Raw genomic sequence first — 13903 nt, forward strand, 5'->3', positions numbered from 1 at the left:
ATAAACACTATGATATTTGTAGAAACGAGGAATGTACATGTTTTCGCCCTCTATCCCGCAAACTTACAGTGAATTATCAGGAGACTATTCGTGGCCGATCGTCGTTTTGTCGATCTCAATGGCTTCTCTCGCTTCATATACAGCTCTTTCAATGAATGAGCGTGTGCAGAAAAACGGCTTTTTCCACCAGTCCGTCTGGCTCGTCCTTGCGTCGCTCGCAATGGGATTCGGCATTTGGTCGATGCATTTCATCGGTATGAATGCTTTTTCGCTGCCTGTCTCGATGAGCTATAACCACCTCTGGACCTTTCTTTCTATTTTGCCGGCCATTGTGGCTTCTTTTCTCGCTTTTCATTTAGCCAACAAGCAAAACCAGTCTTTGATGACCTTCGCTCTGGCAGGAGTCGCAATGGGGATTGGCATTGCAGCGATGCATTATATGGGAATGGAAGCGATGGAGATGGATGCTATCTATACCTATCACGCTGGTTTGTTCATTTTATCTGTTATCATTGCCATTGTTGTTTCATTCGTGGCCCTTTATATTTTCTCCAGCTTAAAACAGCTGATGAAAAAACGGCTTATGAAAATCCTGACCGCCCTTTTAATGGGACTGGCGGTTTCTAGCATGCATTACACTGGTATGGCGGCCGTTTCCTTTTTTGCTTCTCCCACTGCCATAATCTCGGTACATGCAGCCCATTCCGATATGAATATGCTGATTGGTTCGGTCACAGCCGGAATGTTTTTCCTGCTCATCTCGCTTCTTTTCTCCAGCCTGATGGACCGGTACATTGACTACAGAATCAGCTACTTTGACGGCCTGACCCGACTGCCTAACCGCCGTCAGTTTGAAAAGACATTGATGAAAAAATCAGACCACCGTCTGTTAGCCATCTGGCATTTTCATGGCTTTGAAAAAATTAATAATGGGTACGGCTATACCTTCGGAGACATGCTGATTCAACAGATTGCTCTTGAGCTGCAGAAAGCCCGCGCCAGCTTTATGGTGCTGTATCGGATTGAAGGAAACCGGTTTGCTTTTCTCGCGGAAGAAGTCGATCAGAAAATTTTTCTTCGGATCATGGAAAATATCGCAGAAAAATGGAGAGGACCTTTTTATCTGGAGGATAAATGGATTTACCTGACCTCTGTATGTGCAGTTTCCTCTATAAAAGGACCTGATACACAGCACCAGCTGTACTCAAATGCACTGGCTGTTCTTGAACATCCGCTCGCCCGATATGACAACGAAGTGGTTGTATACGATCCGAACATTCACACCTTTTCCTTTGATCAAAAAGTGGTGCAAAGTCTTGGTCGCGCGATGGCAGAGGACGAGCTGTTTCTTGTCTATCAGCCAAAGATACTGGCTGCTTCTGGACAGCTTGACGGGTTTGAAGCACTCATCCGCTGGAAGCATCCCACTCTTGGCATGCTGTCACCCGGTGTGTTTATTCCGATTCTGGAGCAAAACCACCGAATTGATGAGGTGACCGACTGGGTGATTGACCGCGCTGCCCGGCAGCTGCAGCAATGGACACAGTCCGGTCTGCCTGATCAAAAGGTCGCCGTGAACATTCCCGGTGAATACATTACGTCTTCTAAATTAAACAATGTACTGAAAAAAGTGATCGAACGCTATTCGATTCACCCGGAGCAGCTTGAGCTTGAAGTGACCGAAACAAGCGTCGTTCAGTCGGCAGAAAGCGCCATCCAGGCGATTAACTTATTCCGGCAGCAGAGCTTTTCCGTTGCGCTGGACGACTTCGGAACAGGTATCTCTTCTCTATCTTTTTTGCGTCAAATACCGATCAACACACTGAAAATTGATAAGTCATTCGTCGATCAGGTGCCCTATTCTGAAAAAGACTCGGCCATTCTGCTGGCGATTATCACACTCGGCCAGTCGTTGAATCTGCATATTGTCATTGAAGGAGTGGAAACGGCCGAGCAGGTTGAATTTCTCATTTCCACCGATCACCCCATCGCCATTCAAGGCTATTATTATGGGAAGCCGATGACGCCGGCTGAAATGGAAGAATGGCGAAGAGGTTTTTTTGTACAAGCAGAAAAAACATTCTGACGGCTTTAGATGTGCGCATTATGGACAAACAACCGGCTGAATCCCCTCTCATGGATTCAGCTGTTTTTATTTCATGAAAGAGAACAGCCCTTTTTCAGTCGTACAAAACTGTCCTGCCTGATCCAGAAACGATTTCACCTGACCGGGCATCGTCCCTAAATACGTCGGGAATCCCCAGATGATTCCGTCCGCCTCACGTAAATCGTCCATCGTTGCAACCGGAATCATCGCCTGCTCCTGCTGCACCTTTTCATAATCTTCCACCCGCTTTGTCAATCCAAAACGTTTGCCCAGTTTAGAAGAAGCCTGATTCTGTCTTTGAAGCGCAACCCGAATAGCCGGATCAGAAAATTCAGGAATGCGCAGCCGTCTGTACACGGCTCCGTCTACGGCACCGATGCCTTCAGCGACCGCTTCACTCAGCTCGGTAATGTGTCCATAGGCACTGTAATAGACAATCGCAATCGTCGTCAAAAATCATTCCCCCTTTCTTTACACCGGGCTCTCCGATGCGGTCTGGCTAAACGATACAGCCGTACGCATTTTCGACAGCCACTGCCCATTTCCATAAACCGCGCGTGTTTGCGGCAGCTGGGCGAAAAGCTCTTCTACTGAATAGGCTTGAATGAGCACAAAGCTTGCTTCCTGACCGATTTGAATGCCTTTATTCGTTTGCCCGATAATGGCAGCCGGCTCGTCTGTGATCATTCGAAGCAGGTCAATGACGTCTTCCTTTCCACCCATATGTGCCGCGTAGCCGGTAATTTGAGCAATCTGCAGCAAATCACCGCGGCCAAATGGATGAAACGGGTCGCAGACGTTATCAGAGGCGGTGGCAACCGGAATACCCGCTGTCCGCAGCTCCTTTACACGCGTGACGCCGCGCCGGACCGTCCCTTTATCACCACGGCCCTGTAAGTACAAATTAGCGGCCGGCAATGTGACAGCTGTTAACGATGCCTGCTTCATTTTCTCGATTACATCATCAGCCTGCTTCTGATTCATTGCGGCAAGCGAGCACAAATGACCGACGTTGACGCGTCCTTCGTAGCCGTGCTTAATGGTTTCGTCCACAATCGTTAAAATCGTGTTTGTCTGCGGGTCATCACTTTCGTCTGTGTGAATATCGAGCGGCAGGTTGTGCTTTACAGCGTAGCGGAAAAGCTCGCGCACCCCTTCATGAGGATCAGGGCTAATATGCGGAGCACCGCCAATTCCGTCGATGTTCATCGTGAGGAGCTGTTCAATGCGGGTGCGATCCTGTTCGTCGTACGGATAATACGGCAGCATCGGGAACACTTGAATATCCACAACCGATTGGAACTCTTTCCGCAATTCCAGCGCCATTCGAACTCCTCGAAACATCACGTCTTCATCCAGACGGGTGTGAAAATCAATATGTGTGCGGACCGACCGAGTGCCATGCGCAAGCGCTGACAGCACCGTTTTTCTCATTCTCTCTTTCATATTTTCATCAGTGACGAACTGGGAAGCCTGGCCATAGCTTTCAATTGCTTCCTGAAGCGTCCCGCTGATGTTTTGGGCAAAAGGAAGAGAATGTGACTTATCCAGGTGCATATGAATGTCAGAAAAGGACGGCAGCAGGATCGCACCTTCTACATCTACGACCGTTCCCTTCCTTTCTTCATCTGTCGCTGCAAACGAAAATGGCTCACCCCCGCTTTGCAATTGTTCGTGACTGTCAATCGACACAATTTTTCCGTCCTGTATAGCCATGTCGTAATACAAGTTCGCATTCCAAATCGGAATACGGGCATTTAAAAGCGTCATCTCCATCCTGTTCACCCCTTATGTACAAGTCTGTCCAATCAAATACGTTGTCTGCGCCGGCACCGTTTCACAAACGATTTGTCCATTTGAAACGACCAGCTCTGTGACGGGCTGGCGCCGAAGCAGGTCGTGGGCACTTTCGGCCGAAACCAGAATAAAGTCAGCACGATGGCCCTCCTGAATGCCATACCCCTCGATGTTCATCACCCGCGCACCATTCGCTGTCATCATTCCATACACCGAATCAAAATCTCGCGCACCGGTCATATGAGCCTGATGAAGCAGCATGTGGCCGGCTGATAAAAGCGAGCCGGTTCCAAGCGGATAAAACGGGCTTAAAAAATCATCATGGGCCACTGCCACATTTACTCCCGCTTCATGCAAATCCTTCACCCGCGTGATGCCGCGCCCCTTTGGCCATGCATCGAGCCGCCCTTGAACAGCTGTGCTGATCAGCGGGCACGTCACTACGTTGATGCCTGACGCCTCGATCAAACCGATCAGCTTGCGCACGTATGCTTCCGGATAATACGCCATCGCGTTCAAATGGCTGACAGTGACACGGTTCCCCATTCCATATTCAGCTGCAAGCGACGCCACTATCTCTACAAAACGAGAAGTGCCGTCATCGATTTCATCACAAAAAATGTGGATGTCTTTATCGTATTCTTTGGCCAGCTCAAAGCATACATACAGCGATTCAATTCCTTTTTCACGTGTCGGCTCCAGGTGCGGTACTGCGCTGATGCCGTCTGCACCGCGTTTGATCGCTTGGCGCAGCAGCTCGCCTCTATCTGCCGTGATCCCCTTTTGCGGAAAAGCGATCAGCTGAAGCGTCAGAAAAGGCGCAACAGCCCTCTTTACATCAAGCAGTGCATGCAATGCGGTCAGCTGAGGATCTGATACGTCGACCATGCCGCGCATGTACAGGACACCATGCTTTACCATTTCGTCAATGACGGCATGCGCCCGTTTCGTGACATCTTCTTTTGTTAAGTAATGCGTCCGGTAGTCATTCCAGAGCTCAATGCCTTCAAACAGCTCTCCCGACTCATTCAATCGCGGCAACCCGCTTGTAAGCGCCGTATCGAGATGAATATGCGACTCGACGTAGGGCGGCAGCACCGCTTTGCCTCCTCCCTCCATTACGCGGTTTGCAGAAAAGGACAGCTGGCCGATTTTCGCAATTCGTCCGTTTTGAACTGCAATATCATACATCTTTTCAGAAAACGCAGGCCGTACATTTCGAAGCAGCAGATCATACATGCTCCGCCACCTCCATCCGTTTCGTCTTGCCTGGATTCAGCAGGCTGTACGGATCATTTTCCCGCTTCGCCTGACAAATATGAGCAATCCAGTCATCCTTCCCGCCTTCTTCAAGCAGGAACGTATGCGGATTGCTGACGCGGACAGTGAGCCGCCTCGGCTTTTCTTCCATGGTCATGATCGTCAGCTTAAGCACATTGCCTTCGTCCCAGAGCGTGCCGTACTTAATCGAGCCGACCCCGTCCGTTCCTCCGGCAATAAACCCGGCAAGCGTTGATTTCATATACGTAGATGGAAAAAAACGCAGCTCCTTACCACTTTCCTTTAACATACGCGCCAATTTACCAAGAGGGATACCCGCTCCGAATGTGCCGGCGCCATCGTCGATTCGTTTGACCGTATTCAGCTTCGTCGTATCCAGCACAATTCCACCGTGTAACGGAATAATCTGTCCGTAGTTGCCGGTTCCGCCTCTTTTTGGCACCACTGGAATCCGGTAGCGGACCGCAAACGAAAGAATAGCCGCCAGCTCCTCTTCATCACGCGGAATCGCCACACAGTCTCCCGCATAGCCGTCCAGCTGTTTTTTCAAAATAGGAGAATACCAGTAATAGTCACGCGATCTTTTTTTCACATACGCTTCGTCCAGCCGGATCACGTCTTCTCCGAATGCCTGCTGCAGTTCAAGTACACGGGTCATTCCTGCACCTCCTTTATGTGGTTGATGGCACCGGCTTTGAGTGGAAGGAGTCCATTTCAAATGAGCTGATCTCCTGAAGCGTACCGGCCATTTTTCGGCTGAGCCGATCGATCGTCTGGATTCCTTTTTCTTTTGTCGCGAGGGCAGCTTCACCGGAAATGCCGGACGCGGACAAATCATCGATGAGCCACGCCGCATAGGGACCGCCTTTTATATCCACCGGCTGATTATAGGCGTAGTATTCTACTGGCGCCTTGTCCATCTGCACCCAGCTTTCTTCAAGGGCGAGAATCATCGACGTCTCCACATCGCCGCCATGAATGCCGTATTGCAGCTCTTCCTTTGAATACAAATCTTCAAGCTCCCCTTTAAAGTCCATCACATTCATACGGAACACCATTAAGCCCGTTTCGATCCGGATTTCGCGGGCCATCATATTTAACAAATCGAGATTTCCTCCGTGTGTGTTGAAAAGGACGAGGCGGCGGAATCCGCTTGCCTTGACGCTTTTGCCGATATCGAGAACGACCTGACCGAGCGTATGCGCAGACAGGGTCATCACACCTGGCTTTCCAAAATGCTCGTTGCTTTTTCCATATGGGATAGGGGGCAGCAGCCACACATTGTCTTCCGGTTCGATATGCTCAAATATACGGTTGAGCATGCCTTCTGCAATCAGCGTGTCCGTGTATACCGGCAAATGCGGGCCATGCTGTTCTACAGCGCCGACCGGCAGCACGACGACTCCCTTTTTTTTATCAAGGTTTTGAATGTCTGTAGTGGTAAGGCGCGGCAGGAAAAATTCCTGCCACGCCTTCTCGTTTTGCTGATTCATCTGCATCGCTCCTTCTTATTCCGCCTTTTCCAAAAATTCTGTCGTGTACACATCCGATGTTTCCATTTTGTTTTCAATTAAACCAAGGTCGTATACTTGGTCAATGAGTGTCTGCCAGCGTTCTTCTGTCATCGTGCCGACGCCACTTTCTTTTGCATCGCCGCCAAAGACAAGTTCTTCCATTTCACCGGTTGCGTATTCCATCTGCTCTACTGTTTTTTCCGGATCTAATTCCTTAATGTAGTCGTATACTTTCGCTGGATCCTCGTGGTACGCTTCCCAGCCTTTTTTCGTCGCGTTCACAAACGCCTGCACCATTTCTGGATTTTCTTCCATAAACTCTTTTGTCGTAAACAATACGTCCCCATAAGGTGAATAGCCAGAATCGGCGATTAAGAGATGACCGGTTTCGACGCCTTCCTGTGCCAAATAATACGGCTCAGACGTAACGTACATTTGCGATGCTGCCTTTTTGTTTGACATAAAGATCGTATTATCTCCGGTGTAGCTGCGTGCCTGAGATTCATCAATATCATATTCATTAACTAAGTATTTCCAGTAGCCAGCACCTGGTGCTGAATAAATTTCATAGTCTTTTCCTAAATCATCGAACGTTTTGATCGGCTGGTCTTTATGAAACATAATTCCCTGCGGTGTTGTTTGGAAGTTGGCAAAAACTGTGACGAGCGGGATACCTTCATCAATCGCATACAGCACCTGGTCCGCCTGCGCCATGCCAAACTGCGCCTGGCCAGATGAGACAATCGAAATAGAAGATACCTGCGGCCCGCCCGGTTCCGTCGTCATATCAATGCCTTCATCCTCATAAAAACCTTCCATTTGTGCGTAATACTGCCCCGCGTTTTCCACCTGCGGAAACCAGCTGGTAATTTGCTTCATTTCGAATAGCTCAGTGCTTTCTGCTACCGCTTCTTCTTCACTGGATGAATTGTCAGATGCTGTCCCGCTGCACGCGGTAAGGGCGGCAAGTGACAGAACCGCCACCGCTGATCGTGCTGCTTTCCACTTCAAAAATGATCTCTTCTCCATTTGTTCATCCTCCTCTTTCTCTCGTATGTATAGAAATTTTCGTTATACGTTAAGACCTTGAATATGTTCTTTGTTCGGAATCTTTGCCTGATTCAGCAAACCAAACGGGTCATTTTCTTTCTTTTTTTGCGCAATGGCGTCCATCTGCATATCCCAGCCCCCCGCACCAAGCAAATACGTGTGCGGATCACTTGTGGAAGCGCCAATTTCGTTAAAAAAGTGGATGACTTCATCCAGTTGTTTCTTTGACTCAAACTTCACAAGCGGCAGCGCAGCCGGCACGAGGCGGCCTTTATCACGTAGCCACTCAAAGTGAAGCAGCACGTCGGCACCGAAACGGCTCTTAATTTCTTTCACCTGCTTGTAAAGATTGTCGATTGAAAAAAAGTTTTGTAAATAAGTCCATTGCTTATCTGCTTTCAGCGCCCAGAGCGTTGTATGGTTCCAGGTGAAGTCAGACAGGCCGATTCCTTTCCGGTACTGATCGGCAGAAATCGTGTAAATGGCTTTTCCGTGAAAGCGGTCCGCTTCTTGTTCAAGTAAAGCTTGATTGCTTTCATCGATTTCCAGCAGAACCAGTGCGCGGTCTGAGGCTCCAATGTGTTTTTTCAACGGTTTAAAAAAATCAGAAATCGGAGCTTCCATCACAGAAACGAGCCGTTTTTTCCATTTTTCTTCTTCTGCCACAGCCCGGGAAAAGTGAAGGGCTTCTGAAAAATCGGTGAAAGCATATATTTGCTGCACCCAGCGGGATTTCGGCGTAATCGGAATCGTCACTTCAGTCATAATGCCGATTGTGCCGTAGCTGTGAATGTAATGCTGAAGCTCGTCTCCGGACACCGTCAGCTCACGGATGGACGCTTCTATTGTCATAATTTTGGCGCTGATCACGTTCCCATCCCATAAATTACCCCACGTTACCGAACCGACTCCACCCGATCCGCCGGACACAAAGCCGCCGACCGTTGCTTTAACAAATGTAGACGGATAAATCTTCAGCTCCTGACCGGTTTCATGAATCGCTTTTTCGATGTCTCTTAACCGCGCCCCTGCCTGCACGCGGACAAATCCATCACCAATTTCGAGAATTTCAGTGAGCCTGCTCAAGTCGACAACAAGTCCACCGGTCATCGGTACAGCCTGTCCATAGTTGCCCGTCCCGCCGCCACGGATGGTTACCGGGATTTTTTCACTGGCTGCTGCCTGCAGCGCCCGCCTCAGTTCTTCCTCTGTCTCCGGTACAATCACATAATCAGCTCTTTTACCAGCCAGCTCTTTTTCCAAAACAGGTGAGTACCAGTAATAATCTTTCGACAGCCTGGCAATCACGGCTTCATCTGTTATAAAAGCCTCTCCGCTCACCGCCTGACGTAGCTTTTCACTCAATCTCCTCACTCCTTCTTGAAATCAAAAAATTCAGAAATTAATCGATAGTGTCTGCCCTTTCTTATGTCATTTATATTGACATCATAATCTGCCTAATTCGGACAAACAATGTTCAACATCACTAAATTACATGAATCTATTTAGAAAAAATAACAATATTGATTGACTTTCTTACACAAACTTCATTAAACCCTTAAATATATTGTCATATTTTCTAACAAAAAAAGAAGCCCAATAACGGACTTCTTTCAAGGAACCTCATTCGTTATTTTTTTGTCCAAGCACTGTTTCACGATCCATCCCCACGTAAACGACTAACTCACCTAATGATTTGGTTTCAGTATGATGAACGGTTACTTCATGAGCAAGCTGTCTTTCATACCACACTCGTTTTACCGTGGCGTCCTTTGGACTGACGGAAATCCGGTCCTGGTCCGCCTGCGCCAGGCTATTCGAAACCGTCATTTCCACCGGCAGCTTCTGGCTTTTCATATAAAGCTGGTCATAACCTATGAGTCCAATAATTCCGGCTGTAAAGAGAAATAAAGTACGGCGAATTTTTTTCATAATGAGTGCTTCCTTTCCATAAAGTGACTCTATTGGGCTGCTTCGATGTAGACAATCAGCCCCCAGGGTGATTGCTTGAGCTCTTTTTCACTTCCCGGAGAAACGTCTTCCACTTTTACTGCGGCATAACCCCAGACCGCTTTTTTCTCACCGGGTGCAATCGCCATGCCGTCTATTCCTGTTAAATCGATCGCGCCATGCGCTAACGACTCTACTGGCAGCGCGCTTATTTCTGTCGCAAATACTGCATTTCCGTCGTTATAGGAAATGGTAAGAGTATCTTTATCATTTGCTTTCGCACTCGGCCGAATTGAGAACGATATATTTTCCGCTTTCTCCGTTGGGGACAGTGTACCACCGGGCTCGACGATTTTGCCGTTTTGCCAAAGTTCGTACGAAGCCGTTACGGCAGCAGGCCCGCTTATTCGAACCGCATCTCCACCTAACAGATCCATATGCGCACCCAATCGCTTTTGCTCCTCAGCACTGAACAATTCATCTCCGTACACCACCCACTCATCTGACTGCGTGTTCTGCGAAGCTGGTTTCTCCGTTTTCTCCGAACAGCCGGCAAGCATAATTCCCCCCGCCAGCATCATTGCCCATTTTTTCATCTAACTCCTCCATTATTCTACCTTCACTTGAAAAAAATAACCGGCGCTACCCTGCTCCCATTGTCCTGATACACTGTAAAGATAAACGCCCGGTTCATCGGGGAGGTCTACGGTTGCTTTACCATTTTCCAAAGTCAGTGCTACTGTTTCTCTGCTGCCTTCGAGCGACATATTGAGAGTCTCTGGATCTCCCCAAAAAGAAAGAACCGCTTCACTTCCTGCTTCCACCGTCTTGGGCTTGTCCTCCCCTATTACATGAACCGGTCCGCCTGTGTCCGCACATTCGCCCTTCCCCAACGCCCGCCAGCAGTAGCTTCCCTGATACACGTCCAACGCTTTCCCATCTGCTTTCACTGATAAAGAGGGCGGGCTCAGCTGACAGCCTGCCAGCAGAAACAAAGCAGAAAAAAGAATTAGCCATTTCTTCATGAAAACGCTCCTTTTCTGCCAGGTTTTCAACCGCCAAACGTCCAATAAACCTGCAGGTAAATAGTGGTGCATAAAACCGGTATACTAAAGAAAAGCACGATGATTGGCACTGTTTTGGCGTCATCCACTTCCCTCCAGCTGCCCATGATGCCTGCAACAATCGCCAAAAAAGCGACCCCGCCGGTTATCGGCAGGATCAACGGGTTCATAAAAAGCAGCGGATTCAGAAAGAAAAGCAGGGCGAGCACCAGGTAATAAACCAAACAGGCCATCGCTGCTTTTCCATAGATCGTTTTCGGCTTTAGCCGGCTGACTATCCTTCGCCGGCTAGTCATCCCGCTTTTCTTCGTACTGAATGTGGTGTTTTGTATCTGATTCCGGATGATCCCGCTTTGAATCAAACGGACGGCCGAGCTCAATGTCATCATGCGGGGTATAGCGGTTTTGCGGCAATGATTTTTTTCTCGCCGCTCTGATGATCAAGAACAAAATCGCTCCAATGATCATCGCGATGAATAAATACGGCATATGGCAGCTCCTCTCCATCCTTGATATGGGTCCATCATATACTATTTTTGAATAAACAACCATTTTTTATACAAGGAAATAAAGGTAGCCTTCAGCCCGATTTCCCGCTTCATAAACGGCTTTTTTTAAAGGTCGGATCTTATAACAAATTATTCAAAACAATAAGCAAACAATGAAATAATTGGGTTTTTTCTCTTTTTTTGTTATGCTTTTAATTGAGAAATAAACCATCAATCGAGGTGCAGCTATGGACAAGTTTGAGCGAAAAGTAAAGGAACTTCTTCCTAAACAATGGGAGGAAGCATTTTTAAATACACAAAGGGAGATTATTGAATTTTCACTCCAACCAGACGGCGAGCTGCCGCTGATGACATCAAAAGCAGGCGGCGTTGGTTACATTCCGAAAAACATGGCGTTTCCAGTTAATCCGGACGGCAGGCCATTATCACTGCTCGCGCAAATTAACTTTGCAGAAATGCCCGCTCTCCATCCGTATCCTTCCCACGGTTTATTGGCGTTTTATGTGGATTACTACGATGACTTAATTGGTGCGGATTTTGATGATTACGATAATAAAGACGGGTATCGGGTGCTTTACTTTGAATCGTTTAATGTGGAAAGCTACACACGGGAGGAACAGCTGGCAATGCATGAGCCGTTTGCGGACGAAGAGCAGTATCCGATTGTAGATACAGAAGTGGCGATGATTCCCTCTCTCACCAAACAAATTCTCCTGACCGACTCAGTTGAATTTGAGCAGACGTTTGGCACAGGAAAATATGAGTTTGACGACTTCGACCCGTACGATGAGAAATATGAAGAGTTATTGGGTTTCGGCACGCAGCTTGGCGGCTATCCGAGTTTTACCCAAACAGACCCGCGTGAATATATAAAGGAGGGCAAACAAAATGATATTCTATTGTTTCAGCTTGATTCATGCTTTGGCAGCGGACAGGATTGGGAAATTATGTGGGGCGACGCTGGCATCGGCAACTTCTTTATTTCACCCGAAGATTTAAAATCGAAAAAATTTGAAAATGCCTGGTATAACTGGGATTGCTCGTAATGAAACGCAGAAAAAGGTGGATTTTTCTGCTTGCGGTGGTGGCTGGGCTGGATGTACCCGTTTAATCAAGTGGTCCGGGATACACGCGAGATGATTATTGAATTGCTGGACGAGGAAACGTTCACGCCAAACGCTTGAAGAGCAAATTGAACTTCTCCAACACCATGCGATTTCGCGCTCAGCACTTAATCATCGGCTCGCTGCCCTTCATGTCGGGTTTGCGGATCATTTTTCTATGTTCAAAGCGTTCTATCACGCGCATATCGAGAAACGATAATCAAATCTTTTAGCTGCCTGAATGGATCTGATCCCTTTGACTTGGGGCGGTATTTTTTATTTTAGGCCGGTATTTCCTGTGCTAGAGCCGGTAAAAATATTTATCGGCCTTAGCGTATAGGAAACCGTCCCAAATTTTATTATACCGGCTCAAGCAGGCCTGAATTTTAAAAATAAAAAAAGAACCGCGGGATCGTCCTATTTGTTTTTGATGTCTTCTAATAAAGAAATGACTTTTTCATTTTGGTCAATAATCGTTTGATTTTGCTGCCTGATTTTTGCGAAATCAAATAAAAAGACAAATAAAATGATGATCACAAGAATAATCAAACGAACCCCTCCTGATGCTATTCTCTGCTAAATATTTATCAATCCTCTACTCGAAACGGTGCGGCTAAGCCATTGATGGTTCCCCGGTATTCCCCCGGCGTCAGGTCGTATTTCAGCTCGTCCACCGAGACGCTCAATTCGGATGTTTCACCGGGCATAATAATCATTGCTTCTGCTGTAAACACGTCATGTTCATACGGAAACTCATGCCACATATCATACACCTTTTTTTCTAAAAAGAGGTGGACCCCTGTTGAGAATTCTTCATCGCTGTCATTGTGAATAAGCACCATGATTTTGTCCGCCTTCGTCTTATATACCTCCTGCTCCGCCGTGACCATCACGCCGTTTTCCGATTGCGGTCGCTTCTGTATTTGTGCTTTTTCGGTCAGCTGGCTCTCTGGTGACTGGCATGCTACCAGAAAAACAAGCAAAAACAAAACCGCTCTCCTTTTTTTCACGTTTGGTCCCTCCTTCTTTTTTTAAAAAGAAAAAACAGCCCGTACCCGATCATGCCGCCTATTGTATTAAGGAGCAGATCATCCACATCAAAGCTGCCGAAGCCGAATAAAAGCTGAACCACTTCGTAGAAAAGGCTTAGCCCGGCCGCTGCTCCTGTCACAGAAAAAAATCGGCGGCAGCGGTGAAACCAGAAAGGCAGCAACAGTCCGAGTGGAACAAACAGCAGAACATTTCCGGCCAAATTTTGAAGCCGTATCGATGGCGTTAAGTTTGATGGCGCTAAAAACAAGCGGATCGATTGAAATGGAATGAGATTAGCTGACTCCCACCGCAGCGCCAGCTGGCTTTTATCTGTTACCTGCCAAAGATTTAGCGATGGGTATTGTTTAAACAAAATAAATTTTGTTAAAACGAGTAAATACATCACCAAAACAAGCCATTTTCCAAAACGCATTTCTTCATTCTCCTTTATCTCATCCGAATAGCGCCAGATGAACAATCAATCCGATACAACGGC

At 47.5% G+C, this 13903-nt stretch carries 17 protein-coding genes; 2 read left to right on the forward strand and 15 right to left on the reverse strand.

Annotation, left to right across the window (positions count from 1 at the left end):
* Positions 1-37 precede the first annotated feature (37 nt).
* The gene (locus NLX67_RS00835; protein WP_254309995.1) at positions 38-2086 is read left to right on the forward strand and encodes a bifunctional diguanylate cyclase/phosphodiesterase; all 2049 of its coding nucleotides are present in this window, start codon (positions 38-40) and stop codon (positions 2084-2086) included.
* 66 nt (positions 2087-2152) lie between these two features.
* On the opposite strand, the gene NLX67_RS00840 is transcribed toward NLX67_RS00835, so the two are convergent.
* The 12 genes from NLX67_RS00840 to NLX67_RS00895 all read right to left on the reverse strand — a co-directional run bounded on the left by NLX67_RS00840 (position 2153) and on the right by NLX67_RS00895 (position 11252).
* A complete protein-coding gene (locus NLX67_RS00840) occupies positions 2153-2560 on the reverse strand; it encodes an NAD(P)H-dependent oxidoreductase (protein ID WP_254309996.1) in 408 nt (135 codons plus the stop codon).
* A gap of 18 nt (positions 2561-2578) precedes the next feature.
* A complete protein-coding gene (locus NLX67_RS00845) occupies positions 2579-3883 on the reverse strand; it encodes an amidohydrolase family protein (RefSeq protein WP_254309997.1) in 1305 nt (434 codons plus the stop codon).
* A gap of 12 nt (positions 3884-3895) precedes the next feature.
* Complete coding sequence (locus tag NLX67_RS00850) at positions 3896-5143, reverse strand: amidohydrolase family protein (RefSeq protein WP_254309998.1); 1248 nt, start codon at positions 5141-5143, stop codon at positions 3896-3898.
* Complete coding sequence (locus tag NLX67_RS00855) at positions 5136-5843, reverse strand: FAD-binding oxidoreductase (protein WP_254309999.1); 708 nt, start codon at positions 5841-5843, stop codon at positions 5136-5138. Before NLX67_RS00855 ends, NLX67_RS00850 begins: the two co-directional genes overlap by 8 nt.
* A 13-nt stretch (positions 5844-5856) precedes the next feature.
* Positions 5857-6678 carry a creatininase family protein gene (locus NLX67_RS00860; RefSeq protein WP_254310000.1) on the reverse strand — a complete coding sequence of 274 codons (822 nt, stop codon included), beginning with the start codon at positions 6676-6678 and terminating at the stop codon, positions 5857-5859.
* Between the two features lie 15 nt (positions 6679-6693).
* Positions 6694-7728: an ABC transporter substrate-binding protein gene (locus tag NLX67_RS00865; RefSeq protein WP_254310001.1), complete on the reverse strand. Its 1035-nt coding sequence runs from the start codon at positions 7726-7728 to the stop codon at positions 6694-6696.
* A 42-nt stretch (positions 7729-7770) separates the two neighbouring features.
* Positions 7771-9114: an FAD-binding oxidoreductase gene (locus NLX67_RS00870; RefSeq protein WP_254310002.1), complete on the reverse strand. Its 1344-nt coding sequence runs from the start codon at positions 9112-9114 to the stop codon at positions 7771-7773.
* 258 nt (positions 9115-9372) lie between these two features.
* Positions 9373-9681, reverse strand: coding sequence for a hypothetical protein (locus tag NLX67_RS00875; RefSeq protein WP_254310003.1), 309 nt, complete (start codon positions 9679-9681; stop codon positions 9373-9375).
* Between the two features lie 29 nt (positions 9682-9710).
* Positions 9711-10295 (reverse strand): hypothetical protein, encoded by a 585-nt coding sequence (locus NLX67_RS00880; protein ID WP_254310004.1) that lies wholly within the window; start codon positions 10293-10295, stop codon positions 9711-9713.
* Between the two features lie 12 nt (positions 10296-10307).
* Entirely contained in the window at positions 10308-10724 is a 417-nt protein-coding gene (locus tag NLX67_RS00885) for a lipoprotein (RefSeq protein WP_254310005.1), read from the reverse strand.
* A 26-nt stretch (positions 10725-10750) separates the two neighbouring features.
* Positions 10751-11059, reverse strand: coding sequence for a hypothetical protein (locus NLX67_RS00890; RefSeq protein ID WP_254310006.1), 309 nt, complete (start codon positions 11057-11059; stop codon positions 10751-10753).
* Entirely contained in the window at positions 11052-11252 is a 201-nt protein-coding gene (locus NLX67_RS00895; protein WP_254310007.1) for a hypothetical protein, read from the reverse strand. Before NLX67_RS00895 ends, NLX67_RS00890 begins: the two co-directional genes overlap by 8 nt.
* A 247-nt stretch (positions 11253-11499) precedes the next feature.
* Between NLX67_RS00895 and NLX67_RS00900 the strand changes: the two genes are divergently transcribed.
* Positions 11500-12318, forward strand: coding sequence for a YwqG family protein (locus tag NLX67_RS00900; RefSeq protein WP_254310008.1), 819 nt, complete (start codon positions 11500-11502; stop codon positions 12316-12318).
* 474 nt (positions 12319-12792) lie between these two features.
* On the opposite strand, the gene NLX67_RS22685 is transcribed toward NLX67_RS00900, so the two are convergent.
* Genes NLX67_RS22685 through NLX67_RS00910 form a run of 3 tightly spaced genes read right to left on the reverse strand, consistent with a single transcriptional unit; the run spans position 12793 to position 13840 of the window.
* A complete protein-coding gene (locus NLX67_RS22685) occupies positions 12793-12924 on the reverse strand; it encodes a hypothetical protein (protein WP_256519490.1) in 132 nt (43 codons plus the stop codon).
* 38 nt (positions 12925-12962) lie between these two features.
* Positions 12963-13385, reverse strand: a complete 423-nt coding sequence (locus NLX67_RS00905; RefSeq protein WP_254310009.1) for an immunoglobulin-like domain-containing protein — start codon at positions 13383-13385, stop codon at positions 12963-12965.
* Positions 13382-13840, reverse strand: a complete 459-nt coding sequence (locus NLX67_RS00910) for a VanZ family protein (RefSeq protein ID WP_254310010.1) — start codon at positions 13838-13840, stop codon at positions 13382-13384. Before NLX67_RS00910 ends, NLX67_RS00905 begins: the two co-directional genes overlap by 4 nt.
* Between the last annotated feature and the right edge of the window lie 63 nt (positions 13841-13903).

The organism is Domibacillus sp. A3M-37 (assembly GCF_024213455.1).
In the GTDB taxonomy this organism is placed as follows: Bacteria; Bacillota; Bacilli; order Bacillales; family Domibacillaceae; genus Domibacillus; species Domibacillus tundrae.